19 protein-coding genes and 2 pseudogenes are annotated in these 25223 nt (G+C 58.8%); 16 read left to right on the top strand and 5 right to left on the bottom strand.

Annotated elements, in window-relative coordinates:
• Nucleotides 1-42 precede the first annotated feature (42 nt).
• Entirely contained in the window at nt 43-1224 is a 1182-nt protein-coding gene (locus tag SKA53_RS02425; RefSeq protein WP_040482757.1) for an ROK family transcriptional regulator, read from the top strand.
• An 81-nt stretch (nt 1225-1305) separates the two neighbouring features.
• Here the strand turns inward: SKA53_RS02425 and SKA53_RS02420 are convergent, their stop codons facing one another.
• On the bottom strand, nt 1306-1767 hold the full coding sequence (locus tag SKA53_RS02420) for an Lrp/AsnC family transcriptional regulator (protein ID WP_007204455.1): 462 nt from the start codon (nt 1765-1767) through the stop codon (nt 1306-1308).
• 172 nt (nt 1768-1939) lie between these two features.
• Here SKA53_RS02420 and SKA53_RS02415 point away from each other — a divergent pair, with 172 nt between their 5' ends.
• From SKA53_RS02415 to SKA53_RS02405, 3 genes are read left to right on the top strand one after another with little or no spacing between them, the layout of a single operon-like run.
• The gene (locus SKA53_RS02415; protein WP_040482756.1) at nt 1940-2983 is read left to right on the top strand and encodes a pyridoxal-phosphate dependent enzyme; all 1044 of its coding nucleotides are present in this window, start codon (nt 1940-1942) and stop codon (nt 2981-2983) included.
• Nucleotides 2976-4142, top strand: a complete 1167-nt coding sequence (locus tag SKA53_RS02410; RefSeq protein WP_007204453.1) for a M24 family metallopeptidase — start codon at nt 2976-2978, stop codon at nt 4140-4142. Before SKA53_RS02415 ends, SKA53_RS02410 begins: the two co-directional genes overlap by 8 nt.
• A complete protein-coding gene (locus SKA53_RS02405; protein WP_007204452.1) occupies nt 4139-4861 on the top strand; it encodes a maleate cis-trans isomerase family protein in 723 nt (240 codons plus the stop codon). Before SKA53_RS02410 ends, SKA53_RS02405 begins: the two co-directional genes overlap by 4 nt.
• Before the next feature lie 244 nt (nt 4862-5105).
• On the opposite strand, the pseudogene SKA53_RS02400 reads toward SKA53_RS02405, so the two are convergent.
• Both SKA53_RS02400 and SKA53_RS02395 read right to left on the bottom strand, forming a co-directional pair.
• A pseudogene (locus SKA53_RS02400) lies at nt 5106-8157 on the bottom strand (efflux RND transporter permease subunit).
• 11 nt (nt 8158-8168) lie between these two features.
• On the bottom strand, nt 8169-9218 hold the full coding sequence (locus SKA53_RS02395; RefSeq protein WP_007204449.1) for an efflux RND transporter periplasmic adaptor subunit: 1050 nt from the start codon (nt 9216-9218) through the stop codon (nt 8169-8171).
• 672 nt (nt 9219-9890) lie between these two features.
• On the opposite strand from SKA53_RS02395, the gene SKA53_RS02390 reads away from it, so the two are divergent.
• The gene (locus tag SKA53_RS02390) at nt 9891-10985 is read left to right on the top strand and encodes a carboxynorspermidine decarboxylase (RefSeq protein WP_007204447.1); all 1095 of its coding nucleotides are present in this window, start codon (nt 9891-9893) and stop codon (nt 10983-10985) included.
• Nucleotides 10986-11009: 24 nt separating this feature from the next.
• Nucleotides 11010-12251, top strand: coding sequence for a saccharopine dehydrogenase family protein (locus tag SKA53_RS02385; protein ID WP_007204446.1), 1242 nt, complete (start codon nt 11010-11012; stop codon nt 12249-12251).
• A gap of 84 nt (nt 12252-12335) precedes the next feature.
• Here the strand turns inward: SKA53_RS02385 and SKA53_RS02380 are convergent, their stop codons facing one another.
• The gene (locus tag SKA53_RS02380; RefSeq protein ID WP_007204445.1) at nt 12336-13487 is read right to left on the bottom strand and encodes a glycosyltransferase family 4 protein; all 1152 of its coding nucleotides are present in this window, start codon (nt 13485-13487) and stop codon (nt 12336-12338) included.
• A gap of 211 nt (nt 13488-13698) precedes the next feature.
• Here SKA53_RS02380 and SKA53_RS02375 point away from each other — a divergent pair, with 211 nt between their 5' ends.
• The 10 genes from SKA53_RS02375 (at nt 13699) to SKA53_RS02330 (ending at nt 24595) form a co-directional block, all read left to right on the top strand.
• Nucleotides 13699-14532, top strand: coding sequence for a UDP-2,3-diacylglucosamine diphosphatase (locus SKA53_RS02375; protein WP_007204444.1), 834 nt, complete (start codon nt 13699-13701; stop codon nt 14530-14532).
• Nucleotides 14529-15752 (top strand): DUF3419 family protein, encoded by a 1224-nt coding sequence (locus tag SKA53_RS02370; protein ID WP_007204443.1) that lies wholly within the window; start codon nt 14529-14531, stop codon nt 15750-15752. The genes SKA53_RS02375 and SKA53_RS02370 overlap by 4 nt, the downstream gene beginning before the upstream one ends.
• Before the next feature lie 3 nt (nt 15753-15755).
• Entirely contained in the window at nt 15756-16391 is a 636-nt protein-coding gene (locus SKA53_RS02365) for a class I SAM-dependent methyltransferase (RefSeq protein ID WP_007204442.1), read from the top strand.
• Between the two features lie 323 nt (nt 16392-16714).
• Nucleotides 16715-17281 carry a dTDP-4-dehydrorhamnose 3,5-epimerase gene (rfbC, locus tag SKA53_RS02360; RefSeq protein ID WP_040483081.1) on the top strand — a complete coding sequence of 189 codons (567 nt, stop codon included), beginning with the start codon at nt 16715-16717 and terminating at the stop codon, nt 17279-17281.
• 3 nt (nt 17282-17284) lie between these two features.
• Nucleotides 17285-18334, top strand: a complete 1050-nt coding sequence (rfbB, locus tag SKA53_RS02355; RefSeq protein ID WP_007204439.1) for a dTDP-glucose 4,6-dehydratase — start codon at nt 17285-17287, stop codon at nt 18332-18334.
• Nucleotides 18331-19200, top strand: a complete 870-nt coding sequence (gene rfbD / locus SKA53_RS02350) for a dTDP-4-dehydrorhamnose reductase (protein WP_007204438.1) — start codon at nt 18331-18333, stop codon at nt 19198-19200. Before rfbB ends, rfbD begins: the two co-directional genes overlap by 4 nt.
• A complete protein-coding gene (gene rfbA / locus SKA53_RS02345; protein WP_007204437.1) occupies nt 19197-20108 on the top strand; it encodes a glucose-1-phosphate thymidylyltransferase RfbA in 912 nt (303 codons plus the stop codon). The genes rfbD and rfbA overlap by 4 nt, the downstream gene beginning before the upstream one ends.
• A gap of 128 nt (nt 20109-20236) precedes the next feature.
• Nucleotides 20237-22489, top strand: coding sequence for a class I SAM-dependent methyltransferase (locus tag SKA53_RS02340; RefSeq protein ID WP_081440107.1), 2253 nt, complete (start codon nt 20237-20239; stop codon nt 22487-22489).
• 263 nt (nt 22490-22752) lie between these two features.
• Nucleotides 22753-23688, top strand: coding sequence for a lytic murein transglycosylase (locus tag SKA53_RS02335; RefSeq protein WP_007204435.1), 936 nt, complete (start codon nt 22753-22755; stop codon nt 23686-23688).
• A gap of 592 nt (nt 23689-24280) precedes the next feature.
• Complete coding sequence (locus SKA53_RS02330; RefSeq protein WP_040483078.1) at nt 24281-24595, top strand: hypothetical protein; 315 nt, start codon at nt 24281-24283, stop codon at nt 24593-24595.
• 257 nt (nt 24596-24852) lie between these two features.
• On the opposite strand, the pseudogene SKA53_RS15480 reads toward SKA53_RS02330, so the two are convergent.
• Nucleotides 24853-25008 (bottom strand): annotated as a pseudogene (locus tag SKA53_RS15480) (IS3 family transposase); the annotation flags it as partial.
• Nucleotides 25009-25223: the final 215 nt, after the last annotated feature.

The raw sequence follows: 25223 nt of genomic DNA, 5'->3' as shown, positions 1-25223 counted from the left end.
GGGCGCTACAAATGCCCCAAATGGCAGGTAAAGGTATGTCAGATGGATGACGGATTGGTCAGATCGCTCAGCATGGGGCTGAGCCAGAAAGGTGTCCGCGACCATAACGAGCGGCTGCTATTGTCGTTGCTGCAGCGGCACGGGTCATTGCCCGCACCGGACCTTGCACGCCTGTCGCACCTGTCCCCACCCACAATTTCGGCGATCCTGCGCAAGCTGGAATCGGACGGGTTGTTGACGCGTGGCGATCCTTTACGGGGCAAAGTTGGCAAACCGTCCGTTCCCATGATGCTTGACAAGAACGGCGTCTATTCGATCGGGATCAAGATCGGTCGGCGGTCTGCAAATTTTCTGCTGACAGATTTCACCGGCGGCATCCGGTTGCACCGTCAGGTGACCTATACCCATCCCCTTCCACGCGAAGTGTTCGGCTTTGTCCAGGCAGGGCTCGCCGCTGCGGCCAGCGATCTTAGCCACAGCGAATTGGCCAGAATATGTGGCATCGGCATCGCGGCACCCTTCGACCTGTGGAACTGGCACGACCTGACAGGGCCGAATGCGGCAGAGTTCCAATCCTGGAAGAACATCGATTTCACAGCAGAAATGGCGCGTTTCACCGATCTACCTGTCTTTGTCATCAATGATGCGACGGCGGGCTGTCAGGCCGAACACCTTTATGGGCGCGGCAAGCAGTTTCGCGATTATGCCTATTTCTTCGTGGGCGCCTTTGTCGGCGGCGGCATCGTACTGAACAATGCGGTCTATGAGGGGCGGCTGGGCAATGCAGGCGCGCTGGGATCACTGCGCAGCGTCGGGCCAAGTGGCGAAAGCCGCCAATTGGTTGACACGGCGTCGATCCATACGCTGGAGGCGCGTTTGCGGCAGGCCGGGCATAACCCGATCACGCTTTGGAACAATCCGCAAAGCTGGACCGATCTTGCCGATCATGTGACGCCGTGGCTGGACCAGACCGCGATCGAGCTTGCAAAAGCAAGCCTGTCCACCTGCGCGGTCATCGATTTCGAGGCGATCATCATCGACGGGGCCTTTCCACCCGTTATCCGCGAAGAACTGGTCAAAAAGGTCCGTCGCGCCATCGAGACAGAGGACACGCGCGGGTTGATCCTGCCAGTGATCGAAAGCGGCAGTATCGGCAGCGATGCGCGCGCATTGGGTGCCGCCTGCAGCCCGGTCCTGTCGCAATTCATGCTGAACAACAATTGACGGCCTGACGCCGCACAGGGCCGGTATCGGCGCTGCATAGCAGCAGCCCGATGCAGTCGCGTCATGGCAATCAAACCGCGATCAATCGCCCTCAACCGGGATAGCAAAGCCGGTCTTGACCCGGTCCATCACGGCGCTGGTGCGAAAACGCAGGACATTGTCTTCGGCAAAGAAATGGCGGCGGGTAAACGCCTCGTATTCGGCCATATCGCGCGCGGAAATCATCAAGATGAAATCTGCGTTTCCGGTGACGTAATAACATTGCATCACTTCAGGCGCGGCCTGCATGGCGGATTTGAACCGGTCAAGATCGCGCTTGCGTTCATTCTGAAGCGTGACTTCGACAATCAGCATCAAGCCGCGCCCGGCACGGGCCGGATCAAGGATCGCAATCTCGGCCTCGATCAGGCCAGAGGCTCGCAGCCGCGCCACCCGTTTGCGACAAGCATCCGGCGACAGCCCGACCAGGGCGGACAGCTCTTCGGCGGTGGCGCGCGCGCGCGATTGCAGCGCGTTGAGAAGACGGGCGTCGAATATATCCATGCCGACAGGGATTGCGTAACATCGGCCAAAAGAGAAGCATATTCTGGCCCTTCGTCCGAAAATCGGCCCAAACAGGGCCGATCCATCCTAAATCAGCGCCAATCAGGGCCGATATTTCCGTCAAGCCAATCGCGCAATGCATTATTCTGGCCCTGTCAGGAACGGGGTGTTTATGGGTCAAAATCTGAAAAATCCTTGGCGCGGGTCAGGATTGCCTGGCGAAACGCTGTTTCCGCTGGCTGATGCGCGCGACGTTGGCCAGCTGTTGGCGCGCTGTCCTGCACATGCCCCGACGCCCCTGCGCCAAGAGCCCGCATTAGCCGCCCACCTTGGGATTGGCCAGCTTTGGCTCAAGGATGAACGCGGGCGCATGGGGTTGGGCAGTTTCAAGGCACTTGGCGCGGCCTATGCCATCGCGCGCGCTGCAGCAGCGACAAACGCCCCCGACCTGCGCCATGCCTTGCAAGGCCAGGTCTATGTGACGGCCAGCGCGGGCAATCACGGGCTGTCGGTGGCCGCAGGCGCGCAGCTGTTTGGCGCAGCCGCGGTGATCTATCTGTCGCAGGCCGTGCCAGAAACCTTTGCCGCCCGCCTGCAGGCCAAGGGCGCCACGGTGGTCCGCGACGGTGCGGATTATGAGGCCAGCATGCAGGCCGCCACACGGGCCGCTGACGCCAATGGGTGGACCTTGCTGTCGGACAGTTCATGGCCGGGCTATACCGCATTGCCCCTGCGGGTGATGGAAGGGTATCTGCAACTCGCCGCCGAGGCCGCAGCCCAGATCGACCAGCCCCCGACCCATATCCTGCTGCAAGCCGGTGTCGGGGGGCTGGCGGCGGCGGTCGCGGCCCATGCCCGCCATGTCTGGGGCGACAGCCCACAGATCATCGTGGTCGAACCCGACGCCGCCCCCGCCCTGATCGAAAGCATCCGCGCAGGCCGGCTGGTGGATACCACCGGCCCTGTGTCCGGCATGGGGCGACTGGATTGCAAGACAGCGTCGATGATTGCGCTGCATGGTCTGGCGCGCGATGCCGATGACTTTGTTACAATTTCGGAAAATACGGCGCAGCGCGCGGTTGATTTGTTGGCGGAATATCAGCTGCCGACCACCCCATCGGGTGCTGCGGGCGTTGCGGCCCTGCTTGCGGGGCTGGATTTACCGCGCGAGGCGCGTGTGATGGCCATCCTGAGCGAAGGGCCAGAGGATGGCTGAACCCATGATGATCTTTGCGGCGCAGGAATACCGTGATCGTGTGGCAAAGCTGCAGATGGGCATGGCCGCGCAGGGGCTGGATGCGCTCTTGCTGACGACACCTGCGGATGTGTTTTATGTCACTGGTTTTCTGACCCGGTTCTGGGCCAGCCCCGCGCGGCCCTGGTTTGTGATCGTGCCGGTGGCGGATGATCCGGTGGCGGTGATCCCGTCGATCGGGGCGGCACTGATGGGCCAGACATGGCTGCATGACATCCGCACTTGGGACGCGCCCGACCCGCGCGATGACGGGATCAGCCTGTTGACGGGTGCCTTGGCCGATCTGGTCCCGGCACAGGGACAGATTGGCGTGCCGATGGGTTTAGAGACACATTTGCGCATGCCGCTTGCAGATTATGACCTGCTGCGCGCACAGCTTGCACCGCGCCAGATCGTGGATGCCACGGCCTGCATCCAGCGCATCCGCGAGGTGAAATCAGAGGCCGAGATCAACAAGATCCGCGAAAGCTGTGCCATTGCGGGGCGCGCCTTTGCCCGCGTGCCAGAGTTTGCAGCCGAAGGTCAGCCCCTGTCCTGCGTTTTCCGTGACTTCCAGATCGCGCTTTTGACCGAAGGGGCGGATTGGGTCAGCTATGTTGCGGGCGGTGCGGGGCCAGATGGGTACGGCGATGTGATCTCGCCCGCTGGCCCGCAGCCTTTGCGGCGCGGCGATATTCTGATGCTGGACACAGGTGCTGTCAAAAATGGCTATTTCTGCGATTTTGATCGCAATTTCGCGATTGGCCGCGCGTCAGACACCGCACGGCGCGCCCATGCCGCACTTTGGCAGGCAACCGAGGACACGCTGGCCCTTTTGCGCCCCGGATGGCGCGCCTGTGATGTGCATGCGGCCCTTTGCGCAAACCTGCAAAAATACGGTGCCACACCATCCGGCGGCAGGCTGGGCCACGGGCTTGGCATCACATTGACGGAATGGCCGTCCTTTACACCACTGGACGAAACACCCCTGCGCGAAGGCATGGTGCTGACGCTGGAACCGGGCTGTGTGACGGGTGACGGACGGATCATGGTGCATGAAGAAAACATCGTGCTGCGCAAGGATGGGGCCGAAGTGCTATCACCGCGCGCATCGCATGAGCTGCCAGAGATCACCGCATGACCGCCTTTCCTTATGACCTGCAAGACGACAGCCTGCCGCGCCTTGGGCTGATCGTGCTGCAGGTCGATGAAACGATCGAACAGGATTTCCGCCATCTGTTCGCACCAGACAGCGTCAAGCTGCATATCAGCCGTATCCCTTCGGGCGCAGAGCTGACGCCCGATAGCATCGCCCAGATGGAAACCGCGTTGCCCACCGCGGCCGGGCCGTTGCCCCCCGGGCTGGATGTTGTCGGTTATGCCTGCACATCCGGGACGACCCTGATCGGCGCAGGGCGTGTGCGGGATCTTGTGATGGGGGCCGCGCAGACCCGTGCCGTGACGGACCCGCTGACTGCGGCGCTGGCAAAGTGCCGTGTTTTGGGGCTGACCAGGATCGGCATTGTCTCTCCATATATCGCATCGGTTGCCACGCCGATCCGCGCGGCATTCGAATCCGCGGGCATCACCGTACCCGCCACCTTGTCGTTTGGTGAAGAAGTCGAAGCCAAGGTCGCGCGCATCGCGCCCGCCTCTATTGCCAATGCCGCGCGCGCGCTTGCGCGGCAGGCAGAGCTTGATGGCATATTTCTGTCCTGCACCAATCTGCGAACACGCGATATCCTCGCCCCCCTTTCGGTGGAATTGGGCCTGCCGGTGCTGAGTTCCAACCAATGCCTTGGCTGGCACATGGCATCGCTTTGTGGAATGCCACCACCATACGGGCATGGGTCAGTATGACAGCCATGCCCTGATTGGGGCGGCGCGCCCAGCCCGACCGGCTGACGATCATCAAGGCAGAGCAACCGGCCACACGGCAACCGCATGGCCAATGATCTTTTGGTTTGCGTCATCAGGGCGGACCGGCATTGAAACACAACAGCCACCCTGACAGGCCAGTCTTTACCGACACCAAGTCTTTCCGACACCAGCCACATCGCGCCGATCTGGTCTTGTGCAAATCCGGTATACGCTCACGCCTTGATCAGCGCGCGCCTGCACCAGCAGGCGTGCCGACCTCGTCGCGCGAAAAGAACAGATCGTAAAGCACCGGCACGGCAATCAAGGTCAGCACCGAGGCAAAGGCAAGCCCGCCCATGATCGTGATGGACATCGACACGAAGAAAGCATCCCCCCAAAAGCGGCGCCATGCCCAGAATTGTTGTGGCCGCAGCCAAGACCACAGGGCGCAGGCGCGACACGCAGGCGATGACAATCGCTTCGCGCAGCGCTATGCCTTCTGCGCGCACCAGATCGATTTCCTCGACCAGCACAATGCCGTTCTTGATCAGCATACCCGAAAGGCTCAAAAGGCCCAGCAGCGCTGTAAAGCTAAACGGAATACCCGTTGCCAAAAGCCCGATGACCACACCGTTCACCGACATCGGGACCAGCAGCCATATGATCAGCGGCTGACGCAGCGCCGAAAACAGCACGATCGAAATCAGCACCATCACGATCACGCTGACTGGCAGCTGTTGGCCAAGGCTTGTCATTGCGTCCATCGAACTTTCCAGCTCTCCGCCCCATGCGACGCTATAGCCGTTGGGTACAGGCATTGCTGCGACGGCGGCGCGGATCTCTTGTTGCACGGTGGCGGTGGTCAGGCCGGGGGCGACATCTGCTGACAAGGTCAGCGTCAGGACACGGTCGCGCCGGTGCAGCAAGGTATTCTGCACCTCGAATTGCAGGCCATCTATGGCTTGCTCGATCGGGATGAATGCATTGGCACTCGAGGAATACACGACCTGATCCATCAAGGCCAACCCGGCGGACGGCGCCTGACGCACCACAATGGGGATAAGTCGCTCATCCTCGCGATAGACGCCACCGACTGTCCCCTCGGTCGCAAACAACAGGGATTGCGCGATGTCATCGCGGTCGATGCCTGCGGCCTGCGCACGGTCACTGGCATAGATCGGGGCGAGCACAAGTTCCTGCTCGCGCCAGTCACTGCGCAGATCGCGCAAGTTTGGCGACGCGTCCTGCATGACGGCACGTGCCGTCTCGGCCAACTGGCGCAGCACCGCAGGGTCGCTGCCCGACAGGCGCAGTTGAATGGGATCGCCGCCGCCCGGACCAAAGGCCAGCCGCTTGGTGCGGAATTCTCCTTGTGGCAGGGTCTCGCGGGCAAACGCATCCAGATCGGCCTTCAGCGCCGGAATATCATCCAGCGTGCGGGTGCGGATGATCAGATGCCCATAGCTCGCATTGGCCCGTTCGGCGGCATAGGTCAGCATGAACCGCGCCGCGCCGTCGCCCGCAAAAGCCGTGACCGACACGACTTCATCACGCTTGGACAGCCATTGCTGCAAATGGTCCAGATGCGCCGATGTCGTGTGGATGGACGTGCCTTGCGACAGCTTGTAATGCGCGAAAAACAGCGGGGTGTTGGAGTCTGGAAAGAACTGCTGCTTGACTTGGCCGAAGCCTGCATAGCACGCCACCGTCACCACAAGCAGCGCCACCACCACCAGCCAACGCGCCCGGATCGCAGCATGCAAAACCGATCCGTACAGCCGGAACAGCCGTCCATCATAGGCATCTGCACCGCCCGCCGCCCCCTGCCTGAACAGATAATGCCCAAGCAGCGGGGTCGCTGTGATTGCAAGTATCCACGACAGCAGCAACGATATGCCGATCACCGCGAACAGCGAAAACAGGAACTCGCCTGTGGCGTCCGGGCTGAGCCCGATACCGGCAAAGGCCATGATCCCGATAACGGTCGCGCCCAGCAAGGGTATCTGGGTCTTGCGGGCCACATCCTCGGCCGCATCACGCGAAGACTTGCCGCGCTGCATCGCTATCTGCATCCCCTCGGCCACGACAATGGCATTGTCCACCAGCATGCCCATCGCAATGATCAATGCGCCCAGCGAAATCCGCTCCATCTCGATGGCAAAGATCGCCATGAAAAACAGCGTACCAACGACAGTCAGAAACAGGGTCGTGCCGACGACCACGGCGGCACGACAGCCCATGAACAGGGCAAGCACCAGCACAACAATCAGCACTGACAAGAACAGATTGATCAGAAAGTCGTTCGAGGCCGTCTGAACAACCAGATGCTGCTGGTAGATCGGGTGCAATGTCACCCCATAAGGCATGTCCAATTCCAGCTCTGCCAGCCGCTGATCGACCCGTGATCCAACATCCACAATGTTTTCAGATGACGCGCCTGCAATCCCAAGCGTGAAAGCGTCCTCGCCATTGTGGTGCACAATAATCGCGGGATGTTCCTCGACGCCGCGATAGACATGCGCCATGTCAAACAGGCTCAGGACCTGCCCTTCGACCCCAAGCGACAGGCCGGCAATCGCCGATACACTGTCAGAGCCTTCGGGGGCCTGAATCAAGGTGCGCGCGCTGCCAATGTCTTGGGCGCCGGCGTCCACGACAGAATTTGCATTCGCGATCGCCCCTGCAATCGCCTGCGGGGCCACGCCCATGTTTACGGCTCTTACCATGTCGGGTTCGACATAGATCACCTCGCGCGGCAGACCCCTGACCTCGACATCCGCGACACCGTCAACCACCAGCAGTTCACGGCGCAAGAAGCTTGCCAGCTGGTGCTTTTCGGCATTGCTCAACCCTTCGGCCACCACCGCGTAATAGATGCCGAACACGTCGCCGAAACTGTCGTTGACCACCGGTGCGGTCACGCCTTGCGGCAGGCCACGGGCTGCATCACTAATCCGATTGCGCAGCTTGACCCAGATGGCAGGCAGCGTGTCGCTGTCGTAAGTCGCATGGATTTCAACCTCGATCAGCGACTGGCCAGGCTGATTGACCGAGCTGATCCGCGCAACCTCTGCCATTCTTTGGATTGCGGTTTCCAGCGGTTCCGACACCTCGACCGCCACCTGTTCGGCCGAGGCCCCTGGGTATTGCGTGACAATCACCGCTGTCTTGATCGTGAATGCAGGATCCTCCAACCGCCCAAGGCTGTTGAACCCCCACAGCCCGCCGAGCAGACAGCCGATAATCAATATCCACGTCAGCAAAGCCCTGTCGATGGCAGCGCGTGCAATGTTCATGGTCACGCTCCTTAGTTGCCAAACCCGGAAAACCGCCGGACTCTTTGGCCGTTTTCCAGAACCGGCAGGCCGGCGGCAACGATTTCGACCCCGGCTTCGAGGCCATTGATTGCGACAAAACTGCCGTCATCGGCAGGCTGCACAATGACAGATTGGCGGTGCAGCGTGCCGTTTCCATCGGGCTCTGGCTGAAACGACAGCACATAAGTCGATCCATCCGGATCAATGCCCACGGCCGACGCTGGCAAAACAGCACCTTGCAGACCGCCTGTGGCCTCGGCGGTGACGGTTGCCGACGAGCCGGGCAAAATATGCAGCCCATCCGTCGATTGCAGCGCAAGCGTCACCTGAAAGGTTTGCCCCACGGCCGAGGCTTCGGCCGTGAATTCCCGAACGACAAGCGGATAGCGGGTGGCATGGCTCGGAAACGTGGCATGGAAACGCACGTCATCCTCGGAATCAAAGCGCTGGAACAACACTTCGGGGACGTTGATCTCGATCCATAATTCAGACATGTCATGCAGCCGCACGACAGGCGTGCCCGCCGTGATCGTGCTGAAATTGGCGATCTTGCGGCTTGCCACCAGGGCATCAAAAGGGGCCTGCAACGTGGCATGTCGATGGCGGTTGGCAGCATCGCGCAAAGCCAGGGCAGCAAGTTGTGCCTGCGTTTCGGCCTGTTCGAGTGAAACCTGGCTGGCAGCGCTGCCCGCCAGGCGCCGGAGCCGGTCCACAGTGCGGTCGGCTTCGTTTTTTTGCAGCTGCGCTTGTTCGAGTTGCAACGCGAACGGTTCCATGTCGAGCTGGGCAATCATGTCGCCCGCAGGCAAAAACTGCCCTTCGATGACTGGCAGGTCCTGAATTTGCCCCCCCACCTGAAAGGCCAGATCAACAGTTTGACGCCCGTTGACCTGACCAAAAAATGTCCGTGTCATCCGATGATCCTGATCCGCCACCGTCATCAGCTTGACAGGCCGCAGCAGGTCTTGCGCAAAAAGCGGCAGCGCAAGCGTGCCGGACAAACCGGCCGTCGTGAAAAGGATGGCAAGGAATCTAAACATCGGATGCTCCGGTCGCGGCTTCGAAAGGCCAGTAAAAAACAAAATGATTAAGATCAGGCTACAAAACCGTCAGAGGATCAGCATGCTTTGCGGGGTGATGCCGCGCGCAGTACGATAACGCGACGCAGCGGATCATTTGACATGCACGGCCCGCGACCAACGATGCGTTTTTTCCTCATATCTTCAGTTCCTTATGGGATTCAGAAAGAAAAACGCGGCCACTTCGCATTGCACCAATGAGACACGTAAAGACCGGGACTTACACCAGCAATATGCCATTTTTTCTTATCGCTTTCTTGCACAATCCGGCATCTGACCGGCGCTGCAATCTGGACTAACAGGCTATTTGATCAGCGCATAGATACAAAAAGCCTCCGCTGGTGAAAATAGGGGCTGCTCACGATAAGTTGAAAATATTTACACCAACACACCCTAAGGCAGCGCGATCTTGATGCTGGATGGCAAAGCGAAACACCGCTTTGAAACTGGTGCGCCGGATTGCGTTGTTGCGGACATCCTGCTGAGGATGGTGCCCGCGGCCTGACCGTTTGGCTGGTCTGACGTGTCGACAGGTTGCGCGTGTTTTTTGGGGCGGATCGGGGTCTGTTAAGCCTCGTCTTCCATGGGATTCTGGTGTAAGTCGCCCACGCAAATCACACGAAAGGTCTTGGCGTGCAGACACCGTATTACCTGATCGACAAGTCTTGTCTTCTTCGCAACCTCGAAAAAATCTCTTGGCTGCGCGAGGCGTCGGGGGTGAAATGTCTGCTCGCGCTCAAATGTTTTGCGACATGGTCGGTGTTCGACTTCATGGCAGAGCATATGGATGGATCGACGTCGTCGTCGCTGTACGAAGTCCGCTTGGGGCGTGAAAAATTTCCCGGTGAAACCCATGCCTATTCGGTCGCCTATGCCGATCACGAAATTGCACAGGTTTTGGCATATTCCGACAAGATCATTTTCAACTCGATCGGGCAATTGGCGAAATTCAACGATGCGTCGCAAGGGCATGTGCGCGGCCTGCGGGTCAATCCGGGGGTATCGACGTCTGAATTTGATCTGGCCGATCCCGCCCGCCCGTTTAGCCGGCTGGGCGAACATGACCCCGCGAAAATAGCTGCGGTCGCTGATCAGATCAGCGGGTTGATGTTTCATAACAATTGCGAAAACGACAGCTTTGCCCGTTTCGATGAAATGCTGACCCTGATCGAAGACCGCTTTGGCGCGATCATTCACAAGATGGCGTGGATCAGTCTGGGCGGCGGCATTCATTTCACCGGCGCAGATTACCCGCTGGAAAATCTGGCGCTGCGGCTCAAGGAATTTTCGCAAAAATTCGGCGTCCAAGTCTATCTGGAACCCGGAGAGGCGGCCATTACCGGCGCTGCCACCCTTGAAGTCACCGTGCTGGATACGATGCATAACGGGAAAAATTTGGCCATCGTGGACAGCTCGATCGAGGCGCATTTGCTTGATCTGCTGATCTACCGCGAACCGGCCAAGATCGCCCCGAATACCGGCGCGCATGAATGGATGATCTGCGGAAAATCCTGTCTGGCAGGTGATATCTTTGGTGAATTCCTGTTTGATGCGCCGCTCAAGGCAGGTGATCGTCTGTCATTTCAGGACACCGCTGGTTACACGATGGTCAAGAAGAACTGGTTTAACGGGGTCAAGATGCCAAGCATCGCGATTCGTGAACTGGATGGAACGACACGATTGGTACGTGATTTCGACTATGATGATTTCGCTGCCGCCTTGTCCTGAGTGATCAAAAAGGGTTTTGATACGATGAAACGCAATGTTCTTATCATTGGCGCGGGTGGCGTCGCACAGGTCGTGGCGCATAAATGCGCGCAGAACAACGATGTTTTGGGCGATTTGCACATTGCCAGCCGCACGCGCGCCAAATGCGATGCGATCATCGCCTCTGTGCATGAAAAAGGCGCGATGAAACAGGCGGGCGTTTTCGAATCCCATGACCTTGACGCGATGGACAGCGCGGCTGTCGCGGCGATGATCGGCAAAACCGGCGCGCAGATCGTGATCAATGTCGGCTCGCCTTTCGTGAACATGACCGTGCTAGAGGCCTGTATCCAGACCGGTGCCGCCTATATCGACACCGCCATTCACGAAGACCCGCGCAAGATTTGCGAAACCCCGCCGTGGTATGGCAATTACGAATGGAAACGCCGCGACGCCTGCGCTGCCGCCGGTGTCACCGCGATCCTGGGGGCCGGTTTCGACCCGGGCATGGTCAATGCCTTTGCGCGCTTTGCCGTGGATGAATTCATGGATGACGTAACATCCATCGACATCGTGGATATCAATGCCGGCAACCATGGCCGCTATTTTTCGACCAATTTCGACCCCGAGATCAATTTCCGCGAATTCACCGGCACGGTCTACAGTTGGCAGAAAGGTGCCTGGCAAGAAAACAAGATGTTCGAAATCGGCCGCGAATGGGACCTGCCCGTCGTTGGCAAACAAAAGGCCTATATGTCCGGCCATGACGAGGTGCATTCGCTTGCGGCCAATTACCCGCAGGCTGATATCCGGTTCTGGATGGGGTTTGGCGACCATTACATCAACGTGTTCACCGTGCTGCAAAACCTTGGCCTGTTGTCCGAACAGCCCGTCACCACCGCCGAAGGGCTGGAGGTTGTGCCATTAAAGCTCGTCAAGGCGGTGCTGCCCGACCCGTCCAGCCTTGCGCCCGATTACACCGGCAAGACCTGCATCGGTGATCTGGTGAAAGGCACCAAAAACGGCGAGGAGGTCGAGGTGTTCGTCTATAACATCGCCGATCACAAGGACGCCTATACCGAGGTTGGCAGCCAGGGGATTTCCTATACTGCCGGTGTCCCGCCCGTTGCCATGGCCATGTTGATCGCGGATGGCACCTATGATCTGGGCCGCATGGTGAACGTGGAAGAATTGGACCCAAAGCCGCTGTTCACGCTGCTTGACCGGATAGGCTTGCCCACGCGCGTGCAGGATGCGGCTGGCGATCGGGCATGGGACCAAGCCTAACCATGACCGAGCAGAACGCCTGCAACTGGCGCGCCTTTGGTCAATCGCCAAAAGCGGGCTGTGCGCAGCGCTAAGGACGGGGCGTCATCCCGCGGCTGGGTGCAGGACAGAACCATGCGGTCTGTCCTGATCATGCCCCGGACACCCTAGAAATGCCGCAGCCACGGCGTGCCAGCTATAGCGCTCATAGGCATGCGCGCTGCGGCTTTCGCGGGTGCCGGGTGCAATAAGCGCGCGGGATATGGCCGCCCCCAGATCGTCATCCAAGGCCCCCAGCGACGGGTCGGTGACAATATCGCAAGGCCCCGGCACGTCAAAGGCCGCGATTGGCAGACCACAGGCAAGCGCCTCGATCAACACGATGCCAAAGGTATCGGTGCGCGACGGAAACACGAACACATCCGCCACGCGATAGGTATCGGCCAGCGCCTGCCCCGTCAGCGTGCCAAGGAATGCGACATCGGGGTAGGCACGCTGCAACGCGCCCAGTGCCGGACCATCGCCCACCACGACTTTGCGCACGGGTCCGGTCTGCGCGGTTGTCAGGCCCAGAAAGGCGTCGAGGTTTTTTTCCGCAGCCACCCGCCCGACATAAAGCAGGACCGGCACATCATTGCGCGCAGGAACAGGCGGTGGATAGAACACCCCCGCATCGACACCCCGCGACAATGGCCGGACCACACCGGTAAAGCCCCAAGCGCGCAATTGCGCGGTGATCGACGGGGTAGCGACATAGGTATGTGCGGCCCGATCATGAAACCGCCGCAGCAACCATAGCGTCAGCTTTTGCAGCGGTGCGCGGACCACCCCGGGCGCACGCAGCGCGAGATAGGCGGGAAAATTGGTGTGAAACGCCGTTGAATAGGGGCGACGATGGCGCAGGCAATAGCGCCGCGCGGCCCAGCCCAAGGGGCCTTCGACGGCAATATGGATACGGTCGGGGGCATAGCGCGCGATCTTGCGCGCCAAGCGACGATAGGGAAACACCGCCAGCGCGATTTCGCGGTAGCCCGGCAACGGCAAGGTCGGGAAATCCCGCGGGCTGATCACAGCCACGTCATGGCCCAACAGCCGCAATTCGCGGATGATGTTTTCATAGCTGCGCACGACGCCATTGACCTGCGGCGCCCAAGCATCGGTCACGATCAGGATGCGCTGCGCAGGCACCGCTGGCCGCCCCTGCCCTACAGGACGGATCGGCACGGGTAGCGCGTTAACCGGCCTGGCGATGGTCATTTGGCATCCTGCAACAAGGTTTGCCGAACTAGCGCGCACAAGATGACAATTTCATGTCAGCCCGGCGCAACAGACCAGCCCTGTTGTCCGCCTGTGCGGTTTTCGTCACAATCCGGGGTTGAGACAAAACTGATACATGCCGGTCATGCCCCTGTCACCCCGCTGAGCGATTCAAGGCGCGCGCAACATGCACAAGTGATGGGGTGATTTGATGACCATTGAACGTTTGACCTTTCCGCCCCCGTCACCGCAGCGCACCTTGTTCATATCCGACCTGCATCTGGGCGCGCTGTCTTCACGGCCCGATTTAGTGCTGCGTTTCCTGCAGCAGCACCGCGCGGATACCTATGTGTTGATCGGCGATATCCTTGATCTGTGGCATCCGCTGCTGCCGCATTGGACGGCGCAGGATCAGGCCGTGATCGACCATCTGCAGGCCCGCGCGCGCAACGGCGCACGGCTGATCTATGTGCGCGGCAACCATGACCCTGACCCCAGCCTGATCCCGCCCCATGCGCGGCTGGATGCGGACTATGTCGCATCCCATGTGCATCAGAGCTTGCAGGGCAAAAACTATCTGATCGTGCATGGTGACGAGGCCGATGACCGCCTGATCCGCGCGCATATGATGACGCGGTTGGGCAGCCTGATCGACCACGGTTTGCGCCGCTGCGACCGCCTGCTGCGCAAGCTATCGCGCCGCCAGCCGCATGTGCGCGGTCTGGTTGACTGGCTGCTGATCGCGGCGAACAAGATGCGCTATCGCGGGCGGATCTATGAACAGCGGATGGTCAATCTTGCGCGGGCCAAAGGGCTGGACGGGGTGATCTGCGGTCATTTCCACATCGCCGCCCTGCATGACCGTTTCGGCCTGACCTATGCCAATTGTGGCGATTGGGTCGACAGCATGACCGCGCTGGAAGACCCCGGCGATGGCACGCTGCGCCGCCTTGGGGGACGCGAGCATGCATTCGGCCTTGCGCCGCAGATCAGCGACCGCATGGACGCTGCAACGCAGCTTGTACAGAAAGCGATGACACGATGACACCAGTAACCGATGTCGCAGGCCAGCTTGACGCGGCCGTGTCCCAGAACCCGCGGTTTCATGTCACGGGGATACAGGAACGGCTGTTTGCACGATTGTTCGCAGGGCTGGTCTATGCCCAGATCTGGGAAGACCCCGTTGCCGATATGACGGCGCTGGCGCTACCTGCGGGGGCGGATATGATCTGCATCGCATCGGGCGGCTGCAATGCGATGTCCTATCTGACCGCTGATCCCGCCTCTGTGACGGCTGTCGATCTGTCGCCTGCCCATATCGCGCTGTTGCGTCTGAAGGTGGCCGCGGCCCAACATCTTGACCAAGCCGCATTTTATGATCTGTTTGGCCGCGCCAACCTGCCCGGTAATCCGGCGCTGGTGCTGGACCAGCTTGCACCGCATCTGGATGCCCAAACCCGCGATTATTGGGCGGGGCGGCATCTGGGCCGCAAAAGGGCCGGCATGTTCGCGCGCAACCTTTACCGGCACGGGATATTGGGGCGGTTCATCGGCGCGGTGCATCTGCTGGCAAGACTGGCGCGCAAAGATCTGCGCCCGCTGTTATCGGCGCAAAACCTGGACGCGCAGCGCCAGTTTCACGCTGCCGTCATCGACCCGTTGTTCGATACGCGGATCGTGCGGGTCCTTGCACGCCAGCGCACATCGCTGTTCGGGCTGGGTATCCCGCCTGCGCAATACGACAAACTGGCCGCCGATGGAGGCGGTGATGTGATCGACGTGCTGCGCGAACGGACACGGCGGCTGGTCTGCGATTTTTCGGTGCAGGACAATTATTTCGTGTGGCAAGCCTTTCACCGCGGTTATGCCGACAGGCCAGACGCAGCGGTCCCACCCTATCTGGCGCGCCAGCATTTCCCCGATATCGCCGCGCGTGCCGACCGTGTCCGCGCCCTGAACCAATCACTGACCGACCATCTGGCCACGCGCGAAAAGGCAGCGCTGGATGCCTATGTGCTGCTTGATGCGCAAGACTGGATGAATGACGCGCAGCTGACCGCGCTTTGGACGCAGATCACCCGCACCGCACGGCCCGGAGCAAGGGTGCTGTTCCGCACCGGCGGGCATGCCGATATTCTGCCCGGTCGGGTGCCGGCCGATCTGCTGGCGCGCTGGCACTATGATGCACCTGCATCTGCCCTGGCTTTTGCGCAGGACCGGTCAGCAATTTACGGGGGCGTACATCTTTATCGCTTTGCGGGGTAACGCATGACCGACAGATCACATGCCGCGCTGATGGACGACACGTACCGGTATCAGCGGTGGGTCTATGATGCCACGCGCGCCTATTATCTGCTGGGGCGCGATCATCTGATCGCAAATCTTGCGCCACCGCCGCAAGGGCGGGTGTTGGAAATCGCCTGTGGCACGGGGCGCAATCTGCAGCATATCGCGCAGCGATACCCGCACACGGCACTTTACGGGCTGGATATATCCCAGCAGATGCTGCGCAGCGCGGGTGCGAAACTTGGCGCACGCGCCACGCTTGCCCAAGGTGATGCCTGCGATTTTGACCCACGCGCAGCCTTTGGGGTCGCGCAATTCGACAGCATCATCTTTTCCTACAGCCTGTCGATGATCCCCGACTGGCAAGCGGCATTGCACCATGCACTGGACCAGCTGACCCCAAAGGGCCGTCTGCATCTGGTCGATTTCGGGCAACAGCACCGCCTGCCGGCGATCGCAAGGCGCGTGTTGAACGGCTGGCTGGCACGGTTTCACGTCACGCCGCGCCACAGCCTGCCCATGGTGCTGTCGGATCTGGCCACAGCGCAGGGCCTGACGCTGCAGATGCGCGATCTATACGGCAGCTATGCGCAACATGCGGTCCTGACGCGGACCTGACCGGCCTGCGCGGCCAGCCCCCCCCCGCAACTGTGCCGCATTTCCAATGATCTGGCATGATCTGCCACGGCTGGCGGAGCGTGCATGACGCAAGACGTCGCACGTGTTGCCACCCGCACGCCAAATGGCGGTGCAGGTGTCTATCCGAGACATTTATTAAACTTATCGATTCTTTTTACTCATAATATTCTTCAATCAGTATTTCGTACAATCCTCCTAGATTATGCGAGAAGCCGCCAAGGAAAAAATACGCCGCTGACGATAGCGTCTGATCAATATTTTCCATCATGGCGTGTGCCAAAAAACGATTGGAAGAAACATTGGTGCAGATCACGACCACAAAACTCGCTGGAGTGCTGATCCTGTCCCCTGCCCGCTTTGGCGATGCGCGCGGGTTTTTTTCGGAAAGCTGGAACCGCAAAACGCTTGCGGCGCAAGGCATCACGCTTGATTTCGTGCAGGATAACCATTCGCTCTCGGCGCAAATTGGCACAATACGCGGTTTGCATTTCCAATCGCCCCCCCATGCGCAGGCCAAATTGGTGCGGTGCGGCAGGGGCTGTCTGTTTGATGTTGCGGTGGATATTCGCCGTGATTCGCCAACCTATGGCCAATGGCTGGGCGAGGAATTGTCGGATCAAAACGGGCGGCAATTACTGATACCTGCCGGTTTCCTGCATGGGTTCATCACCCGCGCACCCGATACTGAAATCATCTATAAATGCACCGATTATTACGCGCCCGCCTGTGATGGTGCGGTCCGGTTCGATGATCCGGATATCGGGATTGATTGGGGCCTGCCTGCGGGGGTTGCGCCGATCTTGTCGGACAAGGACGCCGCAGCGCCCTTGCTGCGCGATCTGGATACACCCTTCGTGTTCGAGGGTTAGGCGATGAAGCTGCTGATCACAGGTGGTGCGGGCTTTATCGGATCGGCCGTGGTGCGGCTAGCCATTGCGCGCGGGCATAGCGTGGTGAACCTTGACGCGCTGACCTATGCCGCCTGTCTGGACAATGTCGCCAGCGTGGCCAGCAACCCTGATTACGCCTTTGAACAGGCCGATATCCGCGACCGCGCGGCGCTGGACCGGATCTTTGCCGCCCATCGCCCGGGTGCGGTGATGCATTTGGCCGCCGAAAGCCATGTGGACCGGTCCATCGATGGGCCGGCCGATTTCATTGCGACCAATATCACCGGCACATTCAACATGTTGGAGGCTGCGCGCGCCTATTGGACCGCAACGGACAAGCCCGCGACCTTCCGCTTTCATCATATTTCCACCGACGAAGTGTTCGGTTCATTGCCCGCCGATAAGGCCGTCAAATTCACCGAAACCACCCCTTATGACCCCCGATCACCCTATTCGGCGTCCAAGGCGGGCAGCGACCATCTGGTGCGCGCTTGGCATGAAACTTACGGCCTGCCGGTGGTGCTGACCAATTGTTCCAACAATTACGGCCCCTATCATTTCCCCGAAAAGCTGGTGCCAGTGATCATTCTGAACGCGCTGGCGGGCAAGGCTTTGCCGATCTATGGCGACGGGTCCAATGTGCGCGACTGGCTTTATGTCGAAGACCACGCCGATGCGCTGTTGCTTGTGCTGGAAAAGGGCGTGTTGGGACGCAGCTATAATATCGGCGGCGAAAACGAACGCAGCAATTTACAGCTTGTGCGCACCCTTTGCGCGATCTTGGATGATTTGCGCCCCAAAGCATCGGGGTCCTACGCCGATCAGATCACCTTTGTCACCGACAGGCCCGGCCATGATGCGCGCTATGCGATCGACCCCAGCCGTATCCGCGACGAATTGGGCTGGCGGCCCAGCGTCACTGTCGAACAAGGTTTGCGCCTGACGGTGCAATGGTATCTGGATCATGCCGCGTGGTGGCAGCCTTTGCAGGCGCGCGCCGGTGTCGGCCAACGCTTGGGGACCAAGGCATGATGCATGTGCTGGTCTTTGGGCAAACCGGCCAAGTCGCCACCGCATTGGCACAGCAGACATGCGCAGATATCACCATCACCTGCCTTGGCCGCGACCGTGCCGATTTGACCGATCCTGCCGCTTGCGCCGCGATCATCGCGCAAACCCATGCCGATGTCGTGATCAATGCCGCCGCCTATACCGCCGTGGACCGCGCCGAGAGCGAACCCGATCTCGCCCGCGCGATCAATGCCACAGCGCCCGCCGCCATGGCGCGGGCCTGTGCCGCACGCAAGATCCCGTTTTTGCATATCTCGACCGATTATGTGTTCGGTGGCAGTGGCAGCAGACCTTGGCAGGTGGATGACCCGACCGGCCCTTTGGGCATTTACGGCCAGACAAAACTGGCGGGCGAAGATGCCGTGCGCGCCGCCGCTGGCGCCCATGTGATCCTGCGCACCTCTTGGGTATTTTCGGCCCATGGCGCGAATTTCGTGAAAACCATGCTGCGCCTTGGCGCGATGCGGCCCGATATCAACGTGGTCGCCGACCAGCATGGCGGGCCGACCGCTGCAGATGATATCGCCGCAGCGCTGATCAGCATCGCGCGCGCCTTTCACACAGGGCGCGGGATCAGTGGCACCTATCATTTCAGCGGCAGCCCCAATGTCAGCTGGGCCGGTTTCGCGCGCACGATCTTTGCCAGTGCGGGCATCGATTGCGCGGTGCAGGACATCCCCACCAGCGCCTATCCTACACCTGCCGCGCGCCCTGCCAATTCGCGGCTGGATTGCAGCGCTTTGGCGCGCGATTACGCCATCGCGCAGCCCGACTGGCAAGGCAGCCTGCGCCATGTTCTGCAATCCCTGCAAGGAGAGCGACAATGACCCAACGCAAGGGGATTATTCTGGCGGGCGGTTCCGGCACGCGGCTCTATCCGATCACGATGGCCGTGTCGAAACAGCTGTTGCCGGTCTATGACAAACCGATGATCTATTACCCACTCAGCGTCCTGATGCTGGCCGGTATCCGCGAGATCGCGATCATCACCACCCCCGAGGATCAGGGCCAATTCCAGCGCATGATGGGGGATGGCAGCCAATGGGGGCTGGCGTTCACCTATATCGTGCAAGCCTCGCCCGATGGGTTGGCGCAGGCCTATCTGCTGGCGGAGGATTTTCTGGCCGGTGCGCCATCGGCCATGGTGCTGGGCGACAACATCTTTTTCGGCCACGGTCTGGTTGATCTGCTGCGCGATGCGGCCGCGCAAACCACGGGCGGGACGGTCTTTGGCTATCAGGTCAGCGATCCGGAACGCTATGGCGTGGTGGGGTTCGATGCGGCAGGCAAGGCAGTCTCGATCATCGAGAAACCCACGACACCTGCGTCGAATTATGCCGTCACGGGCCTCTATTTCCTTGACGGCACCGCCCCCGCCAAAGCGCGCAGCGTCACGCCTTCACACCGCGGCGAGCTGGAAATTACCTCGTTGCTGGACATCTATCTCGTACAGGGGACGCTCTCGGTCCAACGCATGGGGCGGGGCTATGCCTGGCTCGACACCGGCACCCATGGCAGCCTGCTGGACGCCGGCAATTTCGTGCGCACGCTGGAACAACGCCAAGGCCTGCAAGTCGGCTGCCCTGAGGAAATCGCCCATGCCCAAGGCTGGATCGACAGCGCCACGCTGGCCAAGGCCGCCGCAACCTATGCCAAGAATGAATACGGCGCGTATTTGCGCGGTATCACAACGAACGAATACGGCGCGCATCAGCCCGCCCCGCACGACAAATAAAACCTGTTTGAGACAAGGTGAAACAAAACCACGACGGACCAGCGAGATTGAAACATCCCAGTTTCGCGGAGCATTTCGCCACAAGACCCAAGAACCGGACGTTATGACCGTGGAAGGAAAGTAGAAAGATGGTCAAAGTTCATTTCGGGACAACCGACACCACAACGGCAGCCAAGCCTTGCCCTATGTGCGCAAAAAGTGACAGCAGCCCATTGCTGCAAGTCGAAAGCGGCTCTTACAGTCAAAAAGACCTGCATATGAATTTATGCCAGCAATGCGGCACAGCTTATTTCACTGATGATGATCCTGTTGATGGCTATGATACCCAGGATTTCGCCCAAGATTATTGGTATAATTACGTTCAAAACGGCGCTGGAATATCAGCAATGCTCGAGCCGATCTTTGCGTTGAAATCCAATCCAACCGGTAGTCTCTTGGATATTGGATGCGGATTTGGCTATGTTCCGCATTTCTGGCAAACGATGGGTCGGGGTGACGCCATTGGATTGGAAATGAGCGCGTATGGCCGTATCGGTGCCGAAAAGCTCGGTATAACAGTCGTTCCCGAATATTACGCCAATGCAGAAGCGATCAAGGACCGGCGATTTGACTATGTTTATAGCAGCGAAGTCATCGAACATGTTGAAGACCCTTTTGAATTTATCAAGGAGATTTCGACCGCCTTGTCCGATGATGGGATACTTATACTGACAACGCCGAGTGCAACCATACTCACACCCACCAGCAACAAGCATGTTGTTCTTGCCACCCTGTCTCCCGGGTTTCACTATTTTGTATCATCGAAAAGCGCCTTGTCTGACTTGTTGACACAATCGGGATTTGACCATGTGAAAGTCCACGATTGTGGTCATAGGCTCTTTGCGTGGGCGTCCAGAAAAGCCCTGCCCGATATCGAGATAGGGTTTTCAGCATGGGATTTGTATCTGGATTATCTGAAAATCCTGTCAGACAATGCAGATCATCACGTTGCCGGCGGCGCAGTCTACCGCGGCATGAAGGATTCCTACAACCTGGGAAAGTTTGACAGGGCCGACTGGTTTTATGAATGTTTCAAGAAAGTGGCAAAAGAGGGATTAGATCTAGATCTTGCCGATATCAAACCAGCACTTGATCTGTCACGAAATCGCAAACAACTCGACAATCATCTGGTCCCATCTTGGATGGGTTGTGCCTTGCTCTATGCCGGCCTTATCGAAGGCAGGCATGGTCATTCAGTTTCAAATCGACTGAGACTGATCTCCGGATCTATAGAGGTCATGCAAAAAGAAATCGATCTAGGCGCGCAATTCGCAGGCGAGCCTGCATTTTTCATAGAAGTTGCAAAGCAGGAACATCAGAAACTTTCTTATCTTGATTCTGAGATTGGGGGGGACAAAACCGACATTGATTACACCATCACCCTTCGCCAACCAAGACCGATGAAAGGCCGAGATGTTTGTATCTTTGCAGCCTACACATCGTCCGACAGAATATCTGATGCAACTGCAAACTACATAAATGAGCTTCAGAATAATAAAATAGACGTCATCCTCTGCCTCGCGATGGACAACCCAGCGCAAGCATTAGATCTTGGAAATATAAATAACGACACTGCGATTATTCTGAGAAAGAATAATGGTTATGATTTTGGCTCGTGGACCAGTTGCCTCAAACACCTCGCCGACTGGCACGAGGCAAATCGTGTGCTTCTTGTAAATGATAGTATGTTTCTTCTCCCTGACTTGCTCCCCACCTTCCTAAAAAAATGCGGGGAATGCACAGAAGACTTTATTGCTGCAACAGAATCCTATGTGCGCCAGCATCATGCACAAACGTATTTCATGATTCTACAGAACAAAGCCTTGCAAAGTATCGCATTCAGAAATTTTATCGAAAATTTTCCGTTTCTTTCAAATAAATCTGATGTCATACAGAATTACGAGATAAGTTTATTATCCAGTATTAAGAATGAATTTAATCTTTCAACGCGCATATTGTTCCCGATGAATGATCTCTTTTGCAATATGCCACAAGAAACCTACGCGGGCGTAAACGTATCCCATAGCTATTGGGATCACTTGGTATCTCAGGGCCTCCCCTTTATCAAGGTTGAATTGATAAGAGATAACCCCCTTAACGTTGGTATCCTGAATTGGAAAACTGTCTTTCTCGCCAATGGCGGTTCTGTAAGTTCGGCAATTGACCACATGTCGATTCCGCGTGACGGAAAGGTCTGGACCGAAAACCAGCCGAGATCGCACACCAATATTGATCTGGACAGCTCCAAGAAGAACCGATCCGAGTTCCTGACAATTCTCAAAGAATTGAATCGTGTAAGACTGAATGCGCGGGCAAGGCGCAGAGATCGCGCCAAGAAATGATAGCCGATCACTCGCTCATGGCGCGTCACGCTGGGCGGCACCAGCTTTGGACAGATCTGGCCAGCCTCGCGCCACTGGCAGCTTCTCTTTTCTTCAAATACTCATAGCGGCACGGCTCAGCCAGGCAGTCAGGCTGCAGAACCGGCGCAATGGCCGCAAAACCGCATCCCTCCTGGCAAGCCCCCGCTGGTCCGATCATGGCAGGCTTGTGCGACAGGCCGCATCCAATAGACTGTCCAGTAAATAACGAAAACGCGGATAACATGACGACCGACAGACGTTTCATCATCGCGGCGCTGGGTGCAAGCGTGCTGGCGGGATGTGCCTCGCGGCGCGACACGAGCGGCACCACGCCGCCTGACCTGCTGCCGCAGCGCAATGCCGGCTATGACGCGTGGGTCGCAGGGTTTCGCCGCCGCGCGCTAGCCCAAGGCGTGTCGTCCACAACCTTTGATGCGGCCTTCCAAAACGTGGGCTTTCTGCCCGGTGTGGTGACGCGCGACCGCAACCAGACGGAATTTCGCCGCACGCTCCAGGAGTACCTGGCCATTGCGGCCTCTGACGAAAGGATCGCCAAGGGCCGCGCGGCCTATGCCCGCCATGCATCTGTGTTGAACGCGATCGAGGCGCGTTACGGCGTTAACCGCTATATCGTGACCGCGATCTGGGGACTAGAAAGCTTTTACGGCGCACGACAAGGCAACATCCCCGTGATCGCGGCCACCTCGACGCTGGCTTATGAGGGCCGACGTGGCGCATTCTTCGAGGCGCAGACACTGCAAGCCCTGCGCATCCTGCAAGCGGGCGACATCAGCCCTGCGCGCATGACCGGATCATGGGCGGGCGCAATGGGCCATACCCAGTTCATCCCCACGACTTACGCCGAATTCGCGGTGGATTTCACAGGCGACGGGCGACGCGACATCTGGGCGGTTGATCCTTCTGACGCGCTGGCCAGTGCGGCCAATTACCTGGCCCGCAGCGGCTGGCAGACCGGCATAGGCTGGGGGCGCGAGAACCCGCGTGGCACGCTGGAACCGCAGCGGGGCGGGCCAAGATTTACCACCACCGCCAATTTCCGCGCAATCAAACGCTATAACAATTCCGATGCCTATGCGATCGGCGTAGGCCATCTGGCCGACCGGATCGCCGGTGGCGCAAAGTTGCAAATGCCTTTCCCGCCGACCGTTGCAGGCTGAGCAAACCAAACCGCAGCGATTTGCAAACTGGCAGGACACAGCCCGGTACTGGCACCCAACAGGCGTGGGGCGGGCAAGGCGACGCGACACCTTCAACTGTCTGATGCTATGCTCGGGCGCGCGGCGCCAGTTCAGATCACGCCAGACCGCCGGGGCCCTTCCAAGCGTCCTCTGCGCGATCTAAACCGCGCCTGTTTCAAAACCCTGACGGACGCCTTGCGATTGCGCTGTCAGATGCGGCTGACCTTGCGGCGCAATTGCAAACGCCGCGGATGCCTTGTGTGCGCAGCGGCGTCGCGTTGCAATCTCGCCTGTCATGCGTTAACTTATCATGGTAGATGGTCTTTGCAGGTTGAAAAACCTGTGGTGGGTCTGGGGTATCACCCCATGTTACGGCGTTCTGCGTAAAAGGCTGGTTGAGGCCTACGTAAGTAAAATCGATGCCAGTACGTAGTGTTATCCAGCGCGTATAGTTTGTTAATTACACCTTTAATGGCAATGGATTCAGAGCGATGAGCCGCAAAATGGACGATTTCAACTTCGCCGCGCGACTTTGTACCAATCCGGCGCAAGCAAGCGTGTGGCGCAAGTGATGACGAACGGATTAATGCGTTTAGCAGATCTGCGACAGCTTCTATTGGATATGGAGCGTGATCTTGGGCTTGCTGATCTGCCAGAGCAGGAGACCCGCCTGCTCTATGCCGTTGCCATACAGACCCGTGCCAAACCAGAGGTTTCGCTGGTCGAATTGCAAGAGCATCCGTTGATGGCAGACATATCCCGCAGCACGTTTTTTCGGGCGCTGAAACATTTGATCAAACGTGGCTACCTTGAAAAGACTGGCGCCGAAAAGCGCGCAGGCTACAAGCTGATCAACGCGCCGCTTGGTTTGGTGCCCTTACAATAATGGCGAGACGGGATGCACGGCGTCTTGGCCATGCTGGTATGGACGTCGAAGAGATCACCAACAGCAACGGACGCCAGTGCAACAGCCTTTGCAAGCAAGAGAGCGATGGCTGACAGGATTGAACCGCACCGCGTTTGCCGGTGGCTGATTTTGGTTCGTTACGCAGCCACATGTTCGGTTTCCAGAGCTGCCTAGAAGTTTGCCTTGGCTTTTACGGGCGGGATGTTCCCGATAGGCCCGAGGAGGCGGCGATTATTGACCCAGTCGTTCAGAGTCTGGGGTGCGCAGCCGATCTTCGCCACAATCGACATAATCGCCTGCCAACGCGACCGGTGCTGCCCCTCATTGTCGAAGACCACTCGCACCGCGCGTTCACGCACTTCAGGGGCAAACGTGTCCGTTGTCTTGCTCATGATGCGCCATCCTCCTCAGGAGTTGGAGCCTCCGACAAACCCGGTGCGGTACATCTGTGACCTGCACGGGCCAAAAGGGCGGCACTGGAACGGGCAAACTAAAGATTGGGTATAGCAATCCAATGCCTGAAGCCAATCTTGCTTGCTTCACCCACAACTTCTGACCGAACAGCAAATTGCGTCGCGGATCGATCATAACACTTCCCCTTTACACT

Source organism: Yoonia vestfoldensis SKA53, assembly GCF_000152785.1.
GTDB classification, from domain to species: Bacteria; Pseudomonadota; Alphaproteobacteria; order Rhodobacterales; family Rhodobacteraceae; genus Yoonia; species Yoonia vestfoldensis_A.
Note: the sequence above shows the minus strand (reverse complement) of the source record. Positions and strands in the feature narration are given on the sequence as shown.